Source organism: Ruegeria sp. YTSA075, from assembly GCF_059610245.1.
On sequence record NZ_JBXWNG010000006.1, the window covers coordinates 57,180 to 76,756 of the forward strand.

General features: G+C 59.0%; 19 protein-coding genes. 7 read left to right on the top strand and 12 right to left on the bottom strand.

The window, feature by feature from the left end; translation table 11 throughout:
- Positions 1-87 precede the first annotated feature (87 nt).
- Positions 88-1,470, top strand: coding sequence for an adenylate/guanylate cyclase domain-containing protein (locus AC2FGE_RS12940; protein WP_496819623.1), 1,383 nt, complete (start codon positions 88-90; stop codon positions 1,468-1,470).
- A 78-nt stretch (positions 1,471-1,548) separates the two neighbouring features.
- Here the strand turns inward: AC2FGE_RS12940 and AC2FGE_RS12945 are convergent, their stop codons facing one another.
- Together AC2FGE_RS12945 and mutY are read right to left on the bottom strand one after the other, a co-directional pair.
- Positions 1,549-2,685, bottom strand: a complete 1,137-nt coding sequence (locus AC2FGE_RS12945) for an alkane 1-monooxygenase (protein WP_496819624.1) — start codon at positions 2,683-2,685, stop codon at positions 1,549-1,551.
- Positions 2,686-2,744: 59 nt separating this feature from the next.
- Positions 2,745-3,800 carry an A/G-specific adenine glycosylase gene (gene mutY, locus AC2FGE_RS12950; protein WP_496819625.1) on the bottom strand — a complete coding sequence of 352 codons (1,056 nt, stop codon included), beginning with the start codon at positions 3,798-3,800 and terminating at the stop codon, positions 2,745-2,747.
- Positions 3,801-3,881: 81 nt separating this feature from the next.
- Here mutY and AC2FGE_RS12955 point away from each other — a divergent pair, with 81 nt between their 5' ends.
- Together AC2FGE_RS12955 and AC2FGE_RS12960 are read left to right on the top strand one after the other, a co-directional pair.
- Positions 3,882-4,388, top strand: a complete 507-nt coding sequence (locus tag AC2FGE_RS12955; protein ID WP_496819626.1) for a DUF721 domain-containing protein — start codon at positions 3,882-3,884, stop codon at positions 4,386-4,388.
- Positions 4,389-4,401: 13 nt separating this feature from the next.
- Entirely contained in the window at positions 4,402-5,064 is a 663-nt protein-coding gene (locus AC2FGE_RS12960; RefSeq protein WP_496819627.1) for a DsbA family protein, read from the top strand.
- A gap of 33 nt (positions 5,065-5,097) precedes the next feature.
- Here AC2FGE_RS12960 and lpxK read toward each other — a convergent pair whose 3' ends face one another.
- From lpxK to AC2FGE_RS12985, 5 genes are all read right to left on the bottom strand, one after another.
- Positions 5,098-6,096: a tetraacyldisaccharide 4'-kinase gene (gene lpxK, locus AC2FGE_RS12965; RefSeq protein WP_496819628.1), complete on the bottom strand. Its 999-nt coding sequence runs from the start codon at positions 6,094-6,096 to the stop codon at positions 5,098-5,100.
- Positions 6,083-7,318 carry a 3-deoxy-D-manno-octulosonic acid transferase gene (locus AC2FGE_RS12970; RefSeq protein ID WP_496819629.1) on the bottom strand — a complete coding sequence of 412 codons (1,236 nt, stop codon included), beginning with the start codon at positions 7,316-7,318 and terminating at the stop codon, positions 6,083-6,085. Before AC2FGE_RS12970 ends, lpxK begins: the two co-directional genes overlap by 14 nt.
- Positions 7,315-8,115, bottom strand: a complete 801-nt coding sequence (locus AC2FGE_RS12975; protein WP_496819630.1) for an inositol monophosphatase family protein — start codon at positions 8,113-8,115, stop codon at positions 7,315-7,317. Before AC2FGE_RS12975 ends, AC2FGE_RS12970 begins: the two co-directional genes overlap by 4 nt.
- Complete coding sequence (locus AC2FGE_RS12980) at positions 8,102-9,448, bottom strand: TldD/PmbA family protein (protein WP_496819631.1); 1,347 nt, start codon at positions 9,446-9,448, stop codon at positions 8,102-8,104. Before AC2FGE_RS12980 ends, AC2FGE_RS12975 begins: the two co-directional genes overlap by 14 nt.
- 135 nt (positions 9,449-9,583) lie before the next feature.
- Entirely contained in the window at positions 9,584-11,104 is a 1,521-nt protein-coding gene (locus tag AC2FGE_RS12985; RefSeq protein WP_496819632.1) for a DUF2125 domain-containing protein, read from the bottom strand.
- A gap of 139 nt (positions 11,105-11,243) precedes the next feature.
- Between AC2FGE_RS12985 and AC2FGE_RS12990 the strand changes: the two genes are divergently transcribed.
- From AC2FGE_RS12990 to AC2FGE_RS13000, 3 genes are read left to right on the top strand one after another with little or no spacing between them, the layout of a single operon-like run.
- On the top strand, positions 11,244-11,987 hold the full coding sequence (locus AC2FGE_RS12990; protein WP_496819633.1) for an SDR family oxidoreductase: 744 nt from the start codon (positions 11,244-11,246) through the stop codon (positions 11,985-11,987).
- Positions 11,984-12,592, top strand: coding sequence for an enoyl-CoA hydratase/isomerase family protein (locus AC2FGE_RS12995; protein ID WP_496819634.1), 609 nt, complete (start codon positions 11,984-11,986; stop codon positions 12,590-12,592). The genes AC2FGE_RS12990 and AC2FGE_RS12995 overlap by 4 nt, the downstream gene beginning before the upstream one ends.
- Entirely contained in the window at positions 12,589-13,326 is a 738-nt protein-coding gene (locus AC2FGE_RS13000; RefSeq protein ID WP_496819635.1) for a VOC family protein, read from the top strand. Before AC2FGE_RS12995 ends, AC2FGE_RS13000 begins: the two co-directional genes overlap by 4 nt.
- Here the strand turns inward: AC2FGE_RS13000 and AC2FGE_RS13005 are convergent, their stop codons facing one another.
- Positions 13,327-13,623: an HNH endonuclease gene (locus AC2FGE_RS13005; protein ID WP_496819636.1), complete on the bottom strand. Its 297-nt coding sequence runs from the start codon at positions 13,621-13,623 to the stop codon at positions 13,327-13,329.
- A gap of 46 nt (positions 13,624-13,669) precedes the next feature.
- Here AC2FGE_RS13005 and AC2FGE_RS13010 point away from each other — a divergent pair, with 46 nt between their 5' ends.
- Positions 13,670-14,851 (top strand): TIGR03862 family flavoprotein, encoded by a 1,182-nt coding sequence (locus AC2FGE_RS13010; RefSeq protein ID WP_496819637.1) that lies wholly within the window; start codon positions 13,670-13,672, stop codon positions 14,849-14,851.
- On the opposite strand, the gene AC2FGE_RS13015 is transcribed toward AC2FGE_RS13010, so the two are convergent.
- The 4 genes from AC2FGE_RS13015 to leuS all read right to left on the bottom strand — a co-directional run bounded on the left by AC2FGE_RS13015 (position 14,844) and on the right by leuS (position 19,567).
- Positions 14,844-15,431: a glutathione S-transferase family protein gene (locus AC2FGE_RS13015; RefSeq protein WP_480826359.1), complete on the bottom strand. Its 588-nt coding sequence runs from the start codon at positions 15,429-15,431 to the stop codon at positions 14,844-14,846. The two genes, AC2FGE_RS13010 and AC2FGE_RS13015, sit on opposite strands and share 8 nt — an antisense overlap.
- A 68-nt stretch (positions 15,432-15,499) precedes the next feature.
- Positions 15,500-16,528 (bottom strand): DNA polymerase III subunit delta, encoded by a 1,029-nt coding sequence (gene holA / locus AC2FGE_RS13020; RefSeq protein WP_496819638.1) that lies wholly within the window; start codon positions 16,526-16,528, stop codon positions 15,500-15,502.
- Positions 16,525-17,028, bottom strand: coding sequence for an LPS assembly lipoprotein LptE (lptE, locus tag AC2FGE_RS13025; RefSeq protein ID WP_496819639.1), 504 nt, complete (start codon positions 17,026-17,028; stop codon positions 16,525-16,527). The genes holA and lptE overlap by 4 nt, the downstream gene beginning before the upstream one ends.
- Entirely contained in the window at positions 17,015-19,567 is a 2,553-nt protein-coding gene (gene leuS, locus AC2FGE_RS13030; protein WP_496819640.1) for a leucine--tRNA ligase, read from the bottom strand. The genes lptE and leuS overlap by 14 nt, the downstream gene beginning before the upstream one ends.
- Positions 19,568-19,577 lie beyond the last annotated feature (10 nt).

A 19,577-nucleotide genomic window follows, 5' to 3' on the forward strand; every position in this document is an offset into this window, starting at 1 on the left:
CCCGCCGATCTTACGGCGGGGTCTTTTGTTTTGGGCCAAGGAATGATTGCATAGGCGAACACGTCAGACCGTATAGGAGCGCTGACTTTGACCGACGTCACCCCCAACCCGTCCCGCTTTGGCCGCTTTTTCATAACTCAGCCAGATGATTTTGATCTGGACCATAAATACGCCGAAGAGGCGCTGGAGCGGCATAAGCGCGAGGGGCTGGAACTGGCCGTCAGAGCCCGCTGGGTTGCCATGGGGTTGACCGGCATCTTGCTGATCTACCTGAACCCGAATTGGGAGGTTCTGTATTATCATTTCATCCTGTTGCTAATCTGCGCAAACGGCTGGTTGATTCAGCGTGCCGGGCGGGTCGGGCAATCCAGGGTAGAGCTGCTTTTGATCTTTGCAGATCTGCTGATCATGACGCTGGGCATGATCGTTCCGAACCCGTTTAGCGACGAAGTCCGACCGCTTGCGATTCAATTCCGATTCGATAACTTCCAGTATTTCTTCATTATTCTTGCCGCAGGAACGTTGGCCTATTCCTGGCGCACGGTTGTGGCCATCGGCACGTGGACAGCGGGTATATGGACGGCCGGGTGGGTTTTGGCTTGGCTCCTTTCGACACCGTTCCCAGAATTGGGCGAACGGGTCTTTGTGGCGTTGCAGGGGCATCCTGAACTGCAAGAAATGCTTGACCCGAACAGTTTCCAGGCACCTCAGCGCATACAGCAGGTCATCGTGTTCATTATGGTTGCGGTGACCTTGGGCATCTCAATGCGGCGGCTCAATCGCCTGTTGCTCAGCAATGCGGGGCTGGAGAGAGAACGCGCAAACCTGTCGCGGTATTTCTCGCCCAATGTTGTTGAATCGCTCAGTCACAACGATGAGCCACTGAAACAGGTTCGCAAAGAGAACGTAGCGGTTTTGTTTATCGACATCGTGGGGTTCACCCGGTTTGCGGCGGGCCGCGATCCCTATGAGGTGATCGAGGTTTTGCGCGGGTTTCACGGGCGGATGGAGACTGAGGTATTTCGGCATAACGGTACATTGGACAAATATCTTGGCGATGGCTTGATGGCCACGTTTGGAACCCCGGTCACAACGCCGCTGGATGCGACCAACGCGCTGGGCTGCGCGCGGGCCATGGCCGAGGTTATCGAACGCTGGAACCTTGAACGTCGACGCGCGGGGGAGGTCGAGATTCATGTTGGGATCGGGGTCCACTATGGCTCGGTCGTTTTGGGAGATATCGGGGCCAACCGGCTGGAGTTTGCAGTGATCGGCGACGCCGTGAATGTTGCGGCCAAGCTTGAGGCGGTGACCCGTGATTTCAAGGCGGATATTGTGATCAGCGATGCGCTGCGGCAGCAGGTATTGCAGGAAAGCCCAACAAGCCAGCCATTGCTGGAAGGATTTGCCCAGAAAACCAGCCAACCGGTGCGCGGTGTTGAAGACCCTATGGATATCTGGGTCAACTAAGGAGCTCCCGCCCGGAGGGGCAGCATCAAAGATGCAACCCCACCCGTTGGGCCGGGCAGCGCGCGGGGCGCGCTGCGGTCAGGCGTTTGGCCGCGGGTTCAGCGCTTTGTTGTAAGGGTGCCAGTCCGTGATTTCGGGGTAGTATTGCTGCCGCCAGGCCCGAACGCGGGGGTTCATGACGCGTCGCCACAGGGGTGGAATCATCGCAGCCACGGTCATCACGGGATAGCCATAGGGCAGTTGTGGTGCGTCCTCTTGCGCGTGGTTTTGCAACAGGGGGAAGCGCCGGTTTGGTTTGTAGTGGTGGTCCGAGTGGCGCTGAAGGTTGATCAGCAGCCAGTTCGAGGCTTTTTGCGCGGCGTTCCAGGAATGGCGGGGCAGGACATGTTCGTATTTACCATCGCCCATGTGTTTCCGTGTCAGCCCGTAATGTTCGACATAGTTGACCAGTTCCAGTTGCCAGATCGCAACACCCGCCTGCAGCAGGAACAATCCCAGCCCGGCCCATCCTCCGATCAGCGCCGCCAGCAGCAGCATCCCGCCCTGTAGCGCCCAATAGCGCCAGAACGGGTTTGCACTGTCTGCCCAAGGGCGATCTTTGCGGGCAAGTTTGTCCTTCTCGGCCTGAAAAGCTGAGACCAGGCATTGCAATAAAACGCGTGGATAGAAGCGATGAAACCCTTCGTTATACCGCGCAGTCACCGGGTCTCGCGGCGTTCCGACATAGCGATGATGCACCAGCAGATGTTCGGATCGGAAATGGGAATACAGGACCATAGCGAGCAGGATATCCCCCAGCCAGCGTTCCAGCCGGGATTTCTGGTGCATCAGTTCATGGCTGTAATTGATGCCCACCGTGCCCGACAGGATGCCCATACCAAAGAACAGTCCAATCTTGGACCAGGTCGTCAAGTGGTCGGAATGGGTTGCATACCAGATCAGGCCAAACAGTGTGATGAACTGAGCAGGAACCCAAAGCTTGGTCAGCAGGATATACCAATGCAGGATGTCATCGGGCGTTTCCGGGTCGGCATTGCTCAGATCAAGCCCGGTTAGCCGATCCAGTGCTGCAAAGGCCCACCAGGTGGACAAGGGGACCAGCAGAACCCACCATCCACCCGCAAGTGCTGTGGCCCAGATCAAGGGGATCAACAGGAACGACACCCAAAAAGGCATCGCGGTCTGCCAGCGGGTCAGGGTATCTGTTGCAATCATCTGGTGCTCCGAACCTTTGAGAGCAGCCTAGCCCGAGCAATAGCGCTTGGACAGCGGGCTTATTGCCCCCTCCACAAATCGTGAGCCTTGCGCATCACAGTAGGCAGGTCGCTGGGTTTGAACTCATACTTGGTCAGAAGTGTCAGTCCTTCTGGTATGGTGTTGGCTGGCAGCTCGGCTGTCCAGATTTTCAGCACCAGATGGAAATGCGTAAAAGTGTGGCGCACTTCGCCCGGCAGGGTGCACCAATCCGCTTGGAAAGGGGGCGCTTCGGCAGGGGTCTCAGACCAGTCAGGCCCGGGCCAGCCGAGCATACCACCCAATAGACCCTTATCAGGACGGCGTTCCAACAGCAGAGCCCCGTCCTCGCGCTGGGCGATATAGATATGACCGAAGCGGGTGGGTTTGGGCTTTTTCGGAGTTTTCTTTGGCAGCTCTGCCTGTGTTCCTGCGACGCGGGCCAGACAGGGATCGCGCAGCGGACAGATGCCGCAGGCGGGGGATTTCGGAGTACAGATGGTTGCGCCCAGATCCATGACAGCTTGTGCGTAGTCTCCGGGGCGATGATCGGGCGTCAGCCTTGCGGCTTTTTCCTTCAGAACGGGTTTCGACCCAGGCAGTGGATCGTGAATATCATAGAGCCGCGCCATGACCCGTTCGACATTGCCGTCCAGCACCGTCTCGCGACGGTCAAAGGCTATGGCCGAGATCGCAGCGGCGGTATAGGGGCCAATTCCGGGTAATTGCAGAAGCGCATCGTAAGTGTCCGGAAACTGCCCATTGTGATCCTTGGCCACCACCCGAGCGCATTTCAACAGGTTGCGGGCGCGGGCATAATAGCCAAGTCCGGCCCATTCACCCATGACCTGATCATCCGGTGCGGCGGCCAGCGCTTGAACTGTAGGCCAACGCGTGGTGAAGCGTGTGAAGTAGTCGCGCACGGCGGCCACCGTTGTTTGCTGCAACATCACCTCGGATAGCCAGACGCGATAGGGGTCAGGCTGTACACCAGCCACACGATCCGCCGGACCCACGCGCCATGGCATTTCGCGGGCGTGGTGATCGTACCAGTCCAAGAGCGCGGTGCTTACGCTGAATTCAGTGATGTCACGCAAGTTTTATCTAACTCCCTGTCAGGTTTCGCTGGCACCTATCCTTGTGCTCATTACAATAGCTGCGCAGGAGTTGGAAACCAGATGCAACGCAGACGTTCCTCGACCCGCGGGTTCAAACGCACCGCCAGTTTGCTGAATGATCAGATTCGGCGCGCCGGGGAAAGCCGGGGATTTGCTGTGTCACGTCTGCTGACCCATTGGGCCGAGATTGTGGGTCAGGATACTGCCTCCATCGCACGCCCGGTGAATGTAGGATATAGCAAAGGCGGGATCGGCGCGACGTTGACGCTGCTGACCACCGGGCCGCAGGCTCCGATGCTGGAAATGCAAAAAGAACAGCTGCGCAGCAAGGTGAATGCTGTTTACGGTTACAACGCGATCAGCCGCATCCGGATCACCCAGACCGCTCCGAACGGATTTGCCGAGGGGCAGGCCAGTTTCGATCACAAGCCGATACCGCCAAAACCCGAAATAGAACCTGAAATTGTAGCCGAGGCAGACAAAGTGTCGCGTGACATTCACGATGGTGATTTGCGCGCTGCCCTTGAACGTCTGGGCCGCAACATTTTATCTAAGCACAAAAGCTGAGAAAGGGCTGAGTATGAGCCGTATTGCAACAGGAATCTGTGCGGCTGTCGCCATTGCCGCTGGTGGGTATTGGCTGACAACCACAAGTTCGACCCCTGCCAATCCGCTGGTCGGAAGTGCGAACGCACAAGAGGCAGAGCTGGACACTTCGACCATCGTTGAAATGGTTCAGGGGGCTGAAGATGCCCCGGTCGAGATCATCGAATATGCATCCTACACCTGCCCGCATTGTGCCACTTTCCATCAGGGGGCCTATAAGCAGTTGAAGAAGGATTTCATCGACACCGGCAAGGTTAAGTTCACTTATCGTGAAGTCTATTTTGACCGCTATGGCCTGTGGGCGTCGATGATAGCGCGCTGCGCGGGTCCTGATAAGTTCTTTGGCATCACCAATCTGCTTTATGAGGGTCAGTCAGAATGGACCCGCGCCGGTGGTCCGACCGAGATCGTGGATGAGTTGCGCAAGATCGGTCGGCTGGCCGGGATCGACAACGACCAGCTTGAGGCCTGTCTGCAAGATGGAACGCGTGCCCAGACACTGGTCGCCTGGTATCAGGAAAACGCCGAGCGTGACGGGATTGAGGCGACACCGTCTTTCATCGTCAACGGCAAGAAAGTGTCCAACCAGTCCTATGCTGATTTCAAGACGCTGATCGAATCTGAACTGGGCAGCTAAACAGAAATCCGGTCGGCCCGAACAGGGCCGACCCTAAGGTGACGGCGCGATCTTTGCCAACATCTCTTTGACGGCGTCTGCATCCGAGATGCGAAGACGAACTGGCAGGGTCACAACCTTTCGCCGAAAGGTTTCGGGCAGGCGGACGGCGTCTTTCTCGGTTGTCACCATTTGGGCCCCCAATAGGCGCGCTTCATTCTCAAGCCGGGCCATCAGGGCCGGGGTCAGCGGCTGGTGATCATCCAGCGCTTCGGCGCGCACTAGGTCAGCCCCCTGTTGGCGCAAGGTCTGAAAGAACTTCTCGGGATGTCCAATTCCAGCGAAGGCCAGTACCTTTGAGCCTGTCCAATCCATGCCAGTTTGCAGGGGCTCGACCACTCCGGTCGCGTGCGGCACGGCAATCGTGTTACCCCAATGCGCTGCGAAGCTATCCTGAGCGGTGGCATCCCCAAGCGAAAGCACCAGATCGGCGCGTTTCAACCCGACATCGACTGGCTCGCGCAAGGGACCTGCGGGCAGGCACAGCCCGTTCCCGAAACCGCGCTGGGCGTCCACCACAATGATCGAGAAATCCTTGGCGACTGACGGGTTCTGAAACCCATCGTCCAAAACGATGACAGTTGCCCCACCCTCTGCCGCCGCGCGTGCCCCGGCGGCGCGGTCTTTTGCGACCCAGACATCGGCGAACATGGCCAGCAGCAGCGGTTCATCCCCGACTTGCGCTGCCGAATGCTTGCCGGGGTCGACCCGCACCGGGCCTTCCAGCGTGCCGCCATGACCGCGGGTCACGATATGCGGCGTGTGCCAGCTGTCGCGCAACTGCTCGACCATCCAGATGGTCGTGGGTGTCTTGCCAGTACCGCCTGCATTCAGATTGCCGATGCATATGACCGGCACACCCGGTTTGAGTCCGGCCGCCGATGCGACGCGGCGGGCGGTGGCCGACGCGTAAACCCGACCCAGAGGGGCCAGTATCCGCGCCCTTAGATCCAATTGATCCGGGGGGGTGTTCCAAAACTCAGGTGCCCGCATTGTCGGAACTCCGTTGGTCCAGCGTGTCCTGCACCATCTCGATCAACCTGTCGGCCTGAGGCGCGCCTTCGGTGATCATCTTCCACCCTGCCAGCGCCATCCCCGCCGCCTGATCCGGCGCCAGCAGTTCGGCCACCGCGTCGCCCAATTCGGTTGCGGATTTGATCATGCGCGCAGCCTTGATCTGTTCCAGCTGATCGTAAAGCCCCTGGTATCGATGCACAAATGGTCCGTGCACGATGGCTGAGCCAAGGGCAATGGTTTCCAGCGGGTCGCATCCGCCTGCGCCACGCTCAAGCGAGCTGCCCATGAATGTCACCGGGCAGACCCGTTGCCACAGGCCCAGATCCTCGGGCTCTGAGGTCAGGATGACTTGTGTCGCGTCTTCGATCTGGTCACCCTCGTCCCAGTTACTACAGCGTAAATCCATCGATGCCAATCGCCGCTGCAGGGGCAGTGCTTCGCCCATATCGGCGACATGCAACACCAGCACGAGCCGGGGCATCATGCGCAAGGCCTGACGGTGCGCGCTGAGGACAGAGATAAACTCTTTATCCTGAACCCATGCCGCCAACCAGACGGGCCGGCTGGACAGGTTATGGGTGACCTCGATCAGTTCGTCTTCGGGCCATGGCCTCGGGTTTGGACTTATCTGAAGGGGTGGGGATTCCTCGACTTTTGGCGTTGCAATCCCCAATCGCCGAATCTGGCGCGCGATCTCTTCTGATGGCGTCAGAATATGATCAAAGCAATTGAAGGTGTACCGGCTGATATCCGGCAGCCAGCGTGCAAGCCTGGCGCTTACGACATCAGGGGTTGCCTCGATCAGGATCAGAGGAATCTTCTGCTCTGCGGCGCGGGTGATGATGCTTGGCATCAACCCACCACCGACCCACAGACCCATATCCGGGCGCCAATGTTCCAGAAAACTGCGGGCTGCGCCAGTTTGCTCCAAAGGTAGTGTGATCAGGGGAAAGCTGGTTCCCGCCCAACGCGAAAGATCAGCATCCGGAGGGGCGGTTAGCAGCACGGACAATCCGGGTCGGACCTGTTTCAGACGGTCGCACAGATCGACGATCACGCGCAGACGGTCCGGATCGGCGATGTGCACCCATAAAACCTCGCCAGTTGGGCGGGGCAGATTGGTTCTGCCGTCGTTTTTCGGCATGCGCCACGACAGAATCCGATAGGCCATAAGGCTAAGCGATTGGGGTTGGCTCATGCCGGAATCCCCGGACCATCCTCATCAAGTTGCGCGGCAAGAATGGTATGCAGTCCTTCACCGGCGGCGACCACTCCGTTCAATCGGGGATGTTCGTTGTTAAAGCGCAGCGGCTGACCTTGGCGGTCGGTACATATTCCGCCCGCTTCGCGCACGATCAGATCCCCGGCTGCGATATCCCATTCCCAGCTAGGGCGCAGCGTCAACATTCCGTCGAACCGGCCCTCGGCGACCAGAGCCATGCGATAGGCCAGCGATGGGCGGTAAGCCCGTTTAAAGGGTGGCACCTGACCCGCGCGCCAATGATGCGCAGCAAGGTTGGGTTTGGCTGCCAAAAGCTCGGACTGATCCAAAACCTTAGCCTGTGTCGCGTGGATCGGCGCGCCGTTCAGTGTAGCCCCCTGGCCCTTGCTGGCTGCATAAAGCAGATCCCGCATGGGCAGGTAGATCACGGCAGCAGTCACTTCGCCGTTGTCGGTAACGGCCAGCGAATGGGCCCAAGTCCGGGACCCTTCGGCAAAGCTGCGGGTGCCATCGATTGGGTCGATGATAAAGGCGCGGTCTCGATCAAGGCGCGCGGCGGTATCTTCGGTTTCTTCGCTGAGCCAGCCATAGCCCGGGCGGGCCGCTGGCAAACGCTGTTCGAGCATCGCGTTCACGGCCAGATCCGCTTCGGTCACGGGTCCGGCACCGTCGGGTTTATCCCAGCGCTGCGCCTGCGGTCCCGAATAGCGGGACGCGATCTTGCCAGCCTCAAGGGCTGCGTCGATCAGAAGGGGCAGATCAGTTGCCGGCAAGCGTCATTCCTTCGATCAGTACCGAGGGCACGACCCGCGACAAATAAGGCCGCGCATCATTGGCCGAGATCATTCGCATAAGCATATCGCGCAGGTTGCCCGCGATGGTGCATTCGTTGACCGGGTAGGTGATCTCGCCATTCTCGACCCAAAAACCCGATGCCCCGCGCGAGTAGTCACCGGTATTGGGGTTGATCGTTGAACCGATCATCGAAGTGACCAATAATCCGGTTCCCATATCGCGTAGCAGATCGGCACGGCTTTGCGTGCCTTGGGTCAGGCTCAGGTTCCAGTTGCTGGGCGAGGGCGGGCCTGAAACGCCGCGAGCGGCATTCCCGGTTGACGCCATGCCAAGCTTGCGCGCGCTGGACAAATCCATCGTCCAGCCGGTCAGCACCCCGTTTTCGACAATCGCACGACGCTGGGTTGGCAGGCCTTCGGCATCAAAAGGGCGAGAGCCCGAGATGCGCGGGCGATGCGGGTCTTCGATCAGGGACAGACGCGCGGGCAGAACCTGTTCCCCCAGATTGTCTTTCAGCCAGGATGCCCCGCGCGCAATCGCGGCGCCGTTGCTGGCTGCCAGCAAGTGACCGATCAAAGAGGTCGATATGCGCTCGTCAAATAAAACCGGAAAGCTGCCGGTCTTTGGTTTACGCGCGCCTACTAATGCCACGGCCCGTTCGCCGGCGGAGCGGCCAATATCCTGCGGTGTGCGCAGGTCCGATTGGAAGGTGCGGACGTCGCCGTCATAGTCACGCTCCATCCCCGTGCCTTCACCCGAGATCGCAACGCAGGAGGTTGACCGATAGCTGCGCGCATAGTGTCCGGAAAACCCGTTGGTCGCCGCCAGACTAACCCGATGGGTACCGTAGCTGGCCGCCGCATCTGACACTTGTGATACGCCAGACACCGCCAGCGCGGCGGCTTCGGCAGCAATTGCATCGTGCATCAAGGCATCTGCTGCGGGTTCCGGGGCGGGGTCGAACAGTTCCAGCGCGTCGATATCCCAATCGGTCACCAGTTGAGCGCTGTCAGCCAGGCCCGTAAACGGGTCCTCGGGCGCCTCCTTGGCCATGGCCACGGCACGTTCGGCCATTTTGGTCAGCGTATCGGGTCGCGTATCGGAACTGGAGACAATCGCCTGCTGCTTGCCGACAAACACGCGCAGCCCAAATTCCGTTTCTTCCGAGCGTTCGGCATGCTCCAAGGCTCCGTGCCGCACCTCGACAGAGACCGACGAGCCGTCGATCACAATGGCATCCGCTGCCTCAGCCCCGGCTTTGTGGGCGGCATCCAACAGGTTCTGGGTCAGGTCTTGTGGCGTACGGGTCATGGGGTCTCCGGTTTATTTGCACAGGACGTAGCCTTGCACAGCCCGTCTCGCAAGACCTGCAGCCGGATGCAATCGCGGTGTTTACATCCAAGGTCATGAACAAGGGCGCATTGGGGCGCCCTTGTTCGATCACATTTACTTAATGCGTTGACCATTGGCCAGAATCTGGCCGTCTTCTTTGAACTCGATGGTCGATGTCAGCGTATCGGGTTCATCACCGGGTACGGCCATCATGCCCATCATCATACGCGCACCCAGCGCATCATTCTCGGACATCAGACCCATGCCCATCAGATTGTCGATCAGCGTATTTGCGCCTACCAACTCAAGATTGGCGACACCCGATGGGGCGGGCATGCCAAATTCCTGGGTGTTTTCGTTGTCGAAGGCAAAGTCTCCGTCACCCGACAGGCGCGCGCCAACCAGCGAGACCAGCAACTCGTTGATCTTGAGCGAATGCAACTCGGCTGGCATCTCGTCCGAGCTTTCCAATGCTGCCGCCTGTTCCGGGTCGAAGATGTTCATCAGAACCTTGGCCGTTCCGCTTGTATCCAGCGCAATTGTGGCCGGATCGCGCGGCAGGGTGCCTGCCGGGTCGAACATGCTCCACAAAACGTCGGACATGGTGAAATCGGTCAGGTTCATCGCAAAGCCGAACGGTTTGACCTCATCCGAGGGTTGCACCGGGATATCAAGCTTCAGACCGGCCTTCTCCATCGCCAGTTCCAGTGGGAAAGGCAGGTCGGCTGTGGTCACCGCCATCTGGGTTTTGTTTTGCTCAAGATCATAGGCCAGGCTTTCGGCGTCCATACTGGCCGCGAAACGCCCACCTTCGGAGGAGCTTGCCATGGTGAACTCGCTACCCTCTGCGACCCCGCTGACATTTGTCTCGCCTGAGCCGTAGGTGAATTCACCGTCAAATTCGAAACCCGAGGTATAAAACGCGCTTGGGTCGCTCAGGTCCAATCCGCTGGGCAGAACACTGTCACCTTCGAAGGTCAGCTCGTTCAGCTGCCCGACGAACAAGCCCGAATCCCCCAGGTCGGGGTCTTCAAACGCGATGTTGTAAGACAGTTCCGCGGCTTCCATGGTCTGTGTGATGGTGCGACCCTCACCAATCTGCATGCGCGAGCTGCCGCTCAGGTCGGTCATGTCGAACCTGACGTCAAACGCATCCGCACGCAGCGCTTCGTCGCCTGCCTCCAGCTCTTGCAACGCAACGCTGAACTCGGATGCTGAATAGTCATAGGTCATATCTTCAGGCGTGCCCGAAACCACCATGTCCAGATCGGACTGCGAATAGACCATATCGACGGAAAACACCTCGTCTTCGGCGGTGCCGGCCAGTGTTACCGAGAAGCTTTCGGGAAAGCCGATGCCGACGGTGCCATCACCATTTTCCGTCAGCGTCACTTCAGGCACCACCATGCTGAACTCGCCCTCATCATCGGGCAGTTCCATCAGCACGGTCATGTCCGCGATTGTGGTCACGTCCCCGGCGCTGCTTTGACTGCCGGTGATAGTATAGCCCATCGACTGAAAGTAAGATTGCCAATCCGCCCAGATATCATTGGCGGTCAGGTCGGCCCAGGCGCCTTGGGTGGCAATTGTATAAGCCAGGGCTGCGCCGCAGCTGCGGCGGAAGAAAACAGACATAAGGTAACCCTTCTTGATCAATTTGCTGCGCATGGTCGGGTTTGTGGCGGGTATCGTCAAGGGGCAAGGGCTGGACCCTTTCCCCGTTTCCGCGCTACGCCTGTAGCCAAATACCAGCCCAATGCGTGAGGAGGGGCAAATGCAGGGAAAAACAGTACTTATTACCGGGGCCAGCAGGGGTATCGGGGCTGAGGCAGGGCGCGTTTTTGCCGCAGCCGGGGCCAATGTGGCGCTGGTTGCACGCAGTCGTGATCAAATCGATGCACTGGCGGCTTCGCTGGGCGACAATGCAATCGCGCTGGCCTGCGATGTCAGCGATTTCGCGCAGGTCGAGCAGGCAGTGGCCGATTGCGTTGCTCGTTTTGGCGGATTGGATGTGCTGATCGGCAATGCCGGGGTGATTGAGCCGATTTTTCATCTGGCCGATGCTGATGTCGACTCCTGGAGCCAGGCCATCGACATCAACCTCAAAGGTGTCTTTTACGGGATGCGCGCCGCCCTGCCGGTCATGCGCGCGGCGGGCGGGGGGACGATACTGACCGTCTCGTCGGGCGCCGCCTCGAACCCGGTTGAGGCGTGGAGCCACTATTGTTCCTCGAAAGCGGGGGCAAAGATGCTGACCGAATGCCTGCATCTGGAAGAGGCGCATAATGGTATCCGCGCGATAGGTCTTTCGCCGGGTACGGTGGCCACAGATATGCAGCGTGTCATCAAGGCCAGCGGCATCAACCCGGTCAGCCAGTTGGACTGGGATGTTCATATCCCGGCGGATTGGCCTGCACGTGCATTGTTGTGGATGTGTTCGCAGGATGCAGATGAGTTTCTGGGGTCCGAAATTTCCCTTCGGCAGGATGACATTCGCCAAAGGATCGGTCTGACGTGATTGAACTGACGCAAGAGGGCGGGCTTTGGACCGTCACAATCAACAACCCCGGCAAGGCAAACGCTTTGACCGGGGCGATGTTGACCGAACTCGCCGAGATTGCAGAGGCTGCCACCGAGGCCCATGCTTTGATTCTGACCGGTAAGGGAAAGGTGTTCAGCGCAGGGGCCGATCTGGACGAGGCGCGGGCCGGGCTTGCCACCTCGGACGTGTGGGAACGCCTATCAGGCGCGATTGCGGCCTTGCCTTGCCTGACGGTGGCCGCATTGAATGGCACCTTGGCCGGGGGGGCGAACGGGATGGTGCTGGCCTGTGATTTACGCATCGCGGTGCCGTCGGCCAAGTTCTTCTATCCGGTGATGAAGCTGGGTTTCCTGCCTCAGCGGTCCGATCCGAAACGCATGGCGGCATTGATAGGCCCGGCGCGGACCAAGCTGATCCTGATGGCGGGGCAGAAGATCACAGCAGAAGAGGCCTATGCCTTTGGTCTGGTCGACCGCATCGTCGCACCCGAAGACCTGATGCCCACTGCGCAAGAGCTGGTGGCGGACAGTGTGGCTGCAAAACCCGACATCGCCGCTGGCATCGCCGAGCTGTGCCGATGAGGTTGTCCGCGCTGCGATTGCGCGTCGCCGACCCGGATCGCCTAGCCGGTTTCTATCGGGAGGCGCTGGGTATGTCGGTGCAGGTCGAGGGGCAGAACCGCCGTGTTGGCTATAACGGGCAGGATGCGGATCTGTTGCTGATGCCGGGTGGCGGCGGGTACGCCCATGATCAGGGGCAACGATACTGGAAGATCGGGATTACCCTGCCCAATGTGGACGTGGCGGTTGAGGCGTTGGGCAAACAGGGCCATGCTGTCAGTGTCCCGCGTCAGTTTCTGGATATCGGCTACATGGCCCATCTCAGCGACCCCGAAGGCTTTGTGATCGAACTGCTTCAGCATGATTTCGAAGGCAACCGACCCGAAACCGCAGCCGACCCAGCGCAACCCTTTGCGAAGGCACGGGTTGGTCAAATCACCCTGCGGACCGGTGACATCGCAGCGGAAGATGTAGTCTGTCGCGCCCAAGGTATGTCCTTGCTATCGATGCAAGAGGTCGCCTCGCACGGCTTCGATCTGCATTTCTATGCGTTCAAGCATGACGTACCGCCTGATCCCGATCTTTGGGCGGTGTCGAACCGCGAATGGCTGTGGAAACGACCCTACACAACGCTGGAATTCCAGCACATCCCGGGTGCGCAATTCGCGCCTGTGCCGGACTACAAGGGGCTGGAGGTCGAAGGTTTGGCAGAACCTATTCAGGATGCGTTTGGCAATCCCATCTTTCCAGTTTGATCATCGCCCTCTGCGCTTGCCCGGCACTTTCGATTGAAATGCGGGTGGGCGATTGCGGACCCAGTTCAGGAATTTCTCAAGCCGTGGATGAGCGCGCAGGGCCTCAGCCGTGTTGAAACTGCGCGCCAGTTCGGCCTCAGACAAGGTAGCGTGGACCTCTTTGTGGCAAATCTTGTGCAGCAGCACGGTGGGTCCGCCCTTGCCTCCTTTGAGTTTTGGGATCAGATGATGCAGACTGCCACCGCCTTCCGGGATCGGGCGGTCGCAAAGCGGGCAGATTTGATCGCTGTTCGTCATGATCTGGAATGATGCGCCTGCGGGCGATGAAGGCAAGAGGGCTGCAATGGCGCAGGCAGTGGTAATCGGGGCAGGGCCCGCCGGATTGATGGCCGCAGAACAGCTGGCCCAAGCTGGTCACAAGGTTTTGGTGGCCGAGGCTAAGCCTTCAGTCGCGCGCAAGTTTCTGATGGCGGGTAAGTCGGGCTTGAACCTGACCAAGGATGAACCTTTCGAGACGCTGCTCCAATCCTATGACGAAGCCGCTGACTGGCTCCGCCCGATGCTAGCTGAATTCGACGCGCAGGATGTGAAAAACTGGGCTCAGGAGCTGGGGCAGGAACTATTCACCGGTTCTACCGGGCGTGTGTTCCCGTCGGTTATGAAAGCCTCGCCGTTGCTGCGCGCGTGGTTGGCGCGCCTGTCTGAAATTGGCGTTGAGATTAAAACCCGCTGGCGCTGGACCGGATGGCAGGACGACGCGCTCAGCTTTGACACGCCAGACGGGGCGCAGGCGGTGAAAGCCGATGTGACGATCCTTGCAATGGGTGGGGCAAGTTGGGCGCGTTTGGGATCGGATGGGGCTTGGGCGAATGACCTTGTCCAAAGAGGTGTCGAGGTCGCCCCCTTTGCCCCCGCAAATGCGGGTCTGCTTGTCGATTGGTCCGATCACATGTCAAAGCACTTCGGCGCGCCGATCAAAGGCGTCGCCCTGCGGGCCGGATCGCTGCGCACACGGGGCGAGGCCGTGATCTCAGCCCGTGGTCTGGAAGGCGGCGGCATCTACAGCATCTGCAAAGCCGTGCGGGAAGGGGCGGAGTTGACCTTTGATCTGATGCCCGATCTGTCGGCGGAGGATGTGGCGCAGCGCCTAAGCAAAACACGCGGCAAAGCCAGTCTATCCAACCATATTCGCAAGTCGCTCAAGCTGGGTCCGACCCGAACCGCTTTGCTGACCGAGTTTGGTCGCCCCCTTCCCACCGAGCCCGAGGCGTTGGCCAAGGTGATCAAGGCGTTGCCCATCTGTCATTCTGGATTGCGCGCGATAGACGAAGCAATCTCGACCGCGGGGGGCGTTTCACGCGATGCGGTGAGTGACGGCCTGATGCTGACCAACCTTCCGGGTGTGTTCTGCGCGGGCGAGATGCTGGATTGGGAAGCCCCGACGGGCGGCTATCTGCTCACGGCGTGTTTCGCCACCGGGCGCTGGGCTGGTCGATCAGCCACGGACTGGTTGCAAACTAGCTAAGTTCGGCCAGTTTCTTATAGGCAGGCCGGTTCCGCATTTCTTTGCCATAGGTTTTCAGTACATCTGAGTTCAAAGGGAATCCGGCGCCTTTGGCCCAGCTCATGCAATGGACCAAAAGGATATCGGCAATCGTCATTTGATCACCCAGCAGGAACGGACCTTGAAACCGGCGTTCTAGTCGCTGGAAGTTATTGTCGAATTCCCATTTGGCCGCCTCACTGATGCCGGGTGCGCGTTTGTCTTCGGGCAAAATGAAGCCATGTCGTGCGGCGACCCATAGAACGGCGTCCAACTCGTCAAGAATTGCATGAAAAAGCGAATCCTGAATAGCGCGGTCATAGCTGCCTGCCGGATAGGTGAAAGCGCCATGTTTATCAGCCAGATAGGTCATGATCGCGGAGCTGTCCGAGATCAAATGGCCACCATCCTCGAGTACAGGGATCTTGCCCGTGTGGTTCAACGCCACGACCTTGGGGTCGCGTGGACCGACTTTTATCAGCTCATATGGCTGACCCAACTCTTCAAGCAGCCAGATGACACGCGCTGCGCGGCTTCGAACGCTCCCATAGACTTTGTACATGCTATCCTCCTGCCAAATGCCTGACCGAATGTGACCCGGATCGCGCGTACGTCAAGACATACGCGGGGTCAGCGTGACCGCGCCAGCATCGCCAATCGGATCATTGCGCGTTCGACCAATGCCATCGCGGGGGCGGTTTGGCCGGCAGATCGCAGGGACAGGTCGGTATCTGTGAGTACCGTCAGTGCCGTTTGTAGTTTTGGCGCGCCCCATCCCTGCGCCTGACGCAGAATGCGGTCGCGCCGTTTGCCATAGACCGGAGGCCGCAGCTTGCCGATGCCCTGCGCTGCACCACCGGGATCTGAGGCGCAGGCATAAAGTGTGCGAAAATGCCGGGTCGCACCGATGCACAGCGTTACTCCGTTTGTACCCTGTGCCTGCAAGCGTCGGATGAGCGGCCCGATTTCTCCGGCGCGTCCTTCGGCAACAACGTTCAGGACATCGTCCAACGCCGCCTCGGTCGAGCGGGGCGCGCAGGCTTCTATGTCATCCATGCTTAGCTCGGTATCATCGCCGCGCTTGTAAAGTGACAGCTTTTCAATGGTTTGAGCGAAGTCACCTGGGCTGAGGCTGACGGCCAGTTCACTGAGTGCTGACATCGGATCGCGTGGGATGTTGCGTAGTCCTGCTTGGGTCAGAACCCGCTCGACCTCGGCCCGTGACGGGGGATCATCGTAGATGCCAACTGCGTAAGCCTGTGGATGCGCCTCAAAGGCTTTCCGGATTTTCGAACTGGGTTTTAGCTGACCCGCGGTGACGATGATCTGCGCATCACCGGGTGCCCAATCCTCGAGCGCTGCCAGAATCGAAGGCGCGGCGGTATCGGTCGCCTCTTCCACAAAAACCGCGCGCGGCCCTGGAAAAAAGCCAACCGCCTTAACTGCATCCAACAACAGAGCAGGATCGCCGCGCAGGTCGCTGCCCGGCATCCGCGTCAGGCGCATTTCTTCTTCGGCATTCTTTCCAAGCAGAGCCGCTAGAATCTGTTGGCGTTTCAACGCCACCCGCATGGCATCGGCACCGTAGATCAGCAGCCCGGTTTTGTCCGCATCCGGCTTGGCGAAATAGCCATCCGCCTCGCGCGGGCTCAGCTTCATGCGGTCAGGTCCGGCGTGGCATACAGCCGATTGATGATCTGATCCGACAGAATCGACATCAACCGCCGTTTCGCGTCCCGCTCGTCTGCCAGCGTGGAAACGGTCGAGCCTGCAGCCGAATATCCCACGAAATCAGTAACCGTGCCCGACGCCATGATCTGGCCCGTTTCATTGGACCGAAGCGAATACTCGGCCCGGCCGTTGATTGTATAGCGGTTGATTTCGTTGGTGGTGGTGATCGCGGCGGCTTGAATATTGGTCGCAACCTGGACGTTCAGCTTGTAATCCTTGCCGGATGTAGCGCTGCGGCCCAGCTTTTGTTCAAGGTTTTCAACCAGAAGAAAGCTATCAACCGTGTTCGGGGCCGATAGCTCGACCCGGCCAAACAGCTCTGAACCAGACCCACCGGGGGCGTAAACAGGTTCAAATCCGCAGGCAGACCCGGCAAGGCAGGCTGCCAGTGGCATCAGTAGAACTCTTCTGCGATTAAACGACGACATTCACGATCCGACCCGGAACAACGATGACTTTCTTCGGCGCCGAACCATCCAGCGCCTTTTCGACAGCTTCGGTGCTGAGCGCGATTTTTTCAACCTCGTCCTTGGGCATATCCTTCGGAACGCTGATTTCCGCGCGGCGCTTTCCGTTGATTTGAATGGGCAGGGTGACGGTGTCATCGACCAGCATTGCTTCATCAGCGACGGGCCACGCAGCGACGGCCACCAGACCTTCGCCGCCCAGCAGCTGCCAGAGTTCCTCGGACAGGTGCGGCGTCATCGGTGACATCAGCTGTGCCAATATCTTCGCTGCCTGACGTTTGGCATTTGACCCGGCCTTGGATTTCGCAAGCGTATTTGTGAACGCGTAAAGCTTGGCGATAGAGGCGTTGAAGCCAAAGGATTCGACCCCGCCAGATACATCATGGATCGCTTTGTGCATCTCGCGCAGAAGGGTCTCATCCTCGTCATTGGCGGGGATATCCGACTCGGCGATCTCAGACGCGATACGGTGCACGCGGCTGAGATGCTTAAAGGCGGCCTCGGCCCCGGATGCGGTCCATTCCACGTCCCGTTCAGGCGGAGAATCGGACAGAACAAACCAGCGCGCAGTGTCCGCGCCAAAGGCTGAGATAATGCTGACTGGGTCGACCACGTTTTTCTTGGATTTCGACATTTTGGCCGAGGGGATGATTTCGACCTCAGTGCCGTCGGCCAGTTTCCCGTCGGTCACATCTTCAGGCAGGTGATAGACCGGACGACCGTTGGCGTCGCGCGTCTGGTAGATTTCATGCGTCACCATGCCTTGGGTGAACAGTGCATTGAACGGTTCGATGGCTTTTTTCGGCAGATGACCGGTGATCTGCATCGCCCGCGCAAAGAAACGGGAATAGAGCAGATGCAGAATCGCATGCTCGATCCCGCCAATATACTGGTCGACATTCATCCAGTACTCGGCTTCGGCCAAATCTGTAGGTGTTTCGGCACGCGGGGCGGTGAAACGAGCATAGTACCAGGACGAATCGACAAACGTGTCCATCGTGTCGGTTTCGCGCTTGGCAGGCGCGCCGCAGGCCGGGCACGGGGTGTCGCGCCAGTTGGGGTGGCGGTCCAGCGGGTTGCCGGGGATCGAAAAGTCGATGGGTTTGCCGTTGCCATCATCATAGGGCAGTTCGATCGGCAGGTTTTCTTTCTTCTCGGGAACCGTGCCGCATTTTTCGCAATGAACCACGGGAATCGGGCAGCCCCAATAGCGCTGACGGCTGAGGCCCCAGTCCCGCAGGCGGTATTTGACCTGTGCTTTGCCCAGATCCCGCTGTTCGAACCAGTCGATTGTTTTGTCGATTCCATCCTGGCTGGTGGTTTCGCCCAGACCGGCAAAGTGGTCGATATAGACGACTTTTTCAGATTTCTGGGGCACCAGCGCCTCGGTGCCGATTTCGGACTCATCGCCGGGCATATGGAATGCTGGAACAACAGGAAGCTGATATTTGCGGGCAAAATCCAGGTCACGCTGATCATGTGCAGGACAGGCGTAAACCGCGCCGGTGCCATAATCCATCATGACAAAGTTGCCGATCCAAACCGGCAGTTCCTGATCGGGCCAAACGGGATGACGCACAGAGATACCGGTGTCGATGCCCTTTTTCTCGGCCTTTTCCATGGCCGCTTCGGTGGTGTCCATCTTGCGGCATTCTGCAATGAATTCAGCGGCTTCTGGGTTGCTTTCCGCCAGTTTGCGCGACAAAGGATGTTCCGGCGAGACTGCAATAAAACTCGCACCCCGCAGTGTATCCGGGCGGGTCGAGTAGCAGATGATCGGCTCACCACCGTCTGTGCGCTCAAACGGGATTTCGATGCCGCGCGACTTGCCGATCCAGTTTTCCTGCATCAGGCGCACCTTGGCGGGCCAGTTGTCGAGCGTGTCGAGCGCCTCAAGCAATTCCTCGGAATAGTCGCTGATCTTGAAGAACCATTGCGTCAGTTCACGCCGTTCCACCAAAGCGCCCGACCGCCAGCCGCGCCCGTTTTCAACCTGCTCGTTGGCCAGAACGGTCATGTCGACCGGGTCCCAGTTCACCACGGCGTTCTTGCGGTAAACCAACCCGGCGTTGAGCATATCCAGGAACAGAGCTTGCTGCTGACCGTAATACTCGGGGTCACAGGTGGCAAACATCCGAGACCAATCAATGGCAAAGCCCATTGGTTTCATCTGAGCGACCATCTCGCTGATATTGGCGTACGTCCAGTCTTTGGGGTGGCCACCAATTGCCATCGCGGCGTTTTCAGCAGGCATGCCGAAGGCATCGAATCCCATCGGGTGCAGCACGTTGAACCCGCAGGCTATCTTATAGCGCGCAATTACGTCGCCCATGGTGTAGTTGCGAGTGTGTCCGATATGAATGCGTCCGGACGGGTAAGGGAACATCTCAAGCACATAGTATTTCGGCTTGTCCGCCTTACGGCTGGCGGTGAAAATCCCGGCCTTGTCCCAGGCCTCTTGCCATTTTGCTTCGATTTCGTTGGCCGAATAGCGCGACATCATGCGGTCC

Coding starts and splice junctions, on each gene's coding strand:
- AC2FGE_RS13015 (WP_480826359.1), bottom strand. CDS start 15,431: ATGTACAAAGTCTATGGGAGCGTTCGAAGCCGCGCAGCGCGTGTCATC.
- AC2FGE_RS12990 (WP_496819633.1), top strand. CDS start 11,244: ATGCAGGGAAAAACAGTACTTATTACCGGGGCCAGCAGGGGTATCGGG.
- AC2FGE_RS12955 (WP_496819626.1), top strand. CDS start 3,882: ATGCAACGCAGACGTTCCTCGACCCGCGGGTTCAAACGCACCGCCAGT.
- AC2FGE_RS12980 (WP_496819631.1), bottom strand. CDS start 9,448: ATGACCCGTACGCCACAAGACCTGACCCAGAACCTGTTGGATGCCGCC.
- leuS (WP_496819640.1), bottom strand. CDS start 19,567: ATGTCGCGCTATTCGGCCAACGAAATCGAAGCAAAATGGCAAGAGGCC.
- lptE (WP_496819639.1), bottom strand. CDS start 17,028: ATGTCGTCGTTTAATCGCAGAAGAGTTCTACTGATGCCACTGGCAGCC.
- holA (WP_496819638.1), bottom strand. CDS start 16,528: ATGAAGCTGAGCCCGCGCGAGGCGGATGGCTATTTCGCCAAGCCGGAT.
- lpxK (WP_496819628.1), bottom strand. CDS start 6,096: ATGCGGGCACCTGAGTTTTGGAACACCCCCCCGGATCAATTGGATCTA.
- AC2FGE_RS12970 (WP_496819629.1), bottom strand. CDS start 7,318: ATGAGCCAACCCCAATCGCTTAGCCTTATGGCCTATCGGATTCTGTCG.
- AC2FGE_RS12945 (WP_496819624.1), bottom strand. CDS start 2,685: ATGATTGCAACAGATACCCTGACCCGCTGGCAGACCGCGATGCCTTTT.
- AC2FGE_RS12985 (WP_496819632.1), bottom strand. CDS start 11,104: ATGTCTGTTTTCTTCCGCCGCAGCTGCGGCGCAGCCCTGGCTTATACA.
- AC2FGE_RS13010 (WP_496819637.1), top strand. CDS start 13,670: ATGGCGCAGGCAGTGGTAATCGGGGCAGGGCCCGCCGGATTGATGGCC.
- AC2FGE_RS13005 (WP_496819636.1), bottom strand. CDS start 13,623: ATGACGAACAGCGATCAAATCTGCCCGCTTTGCGACCGCCCGATCCCG.
- AC2FGE_RS13000 (WP_496819635.1), top strand. CDS start 12,589: ATGAGGTTGTCCGCGCTGCGATTGCGCGTCGCCGACCCGGATCGCCTA.
- AC2FGE_RS12960 (WP_496819627.1), top strand. CDS start 4,402: ATGAGCCGTATTGCAACAGGAATCTGTGCGGCTGTCGCCATTGCCGCT.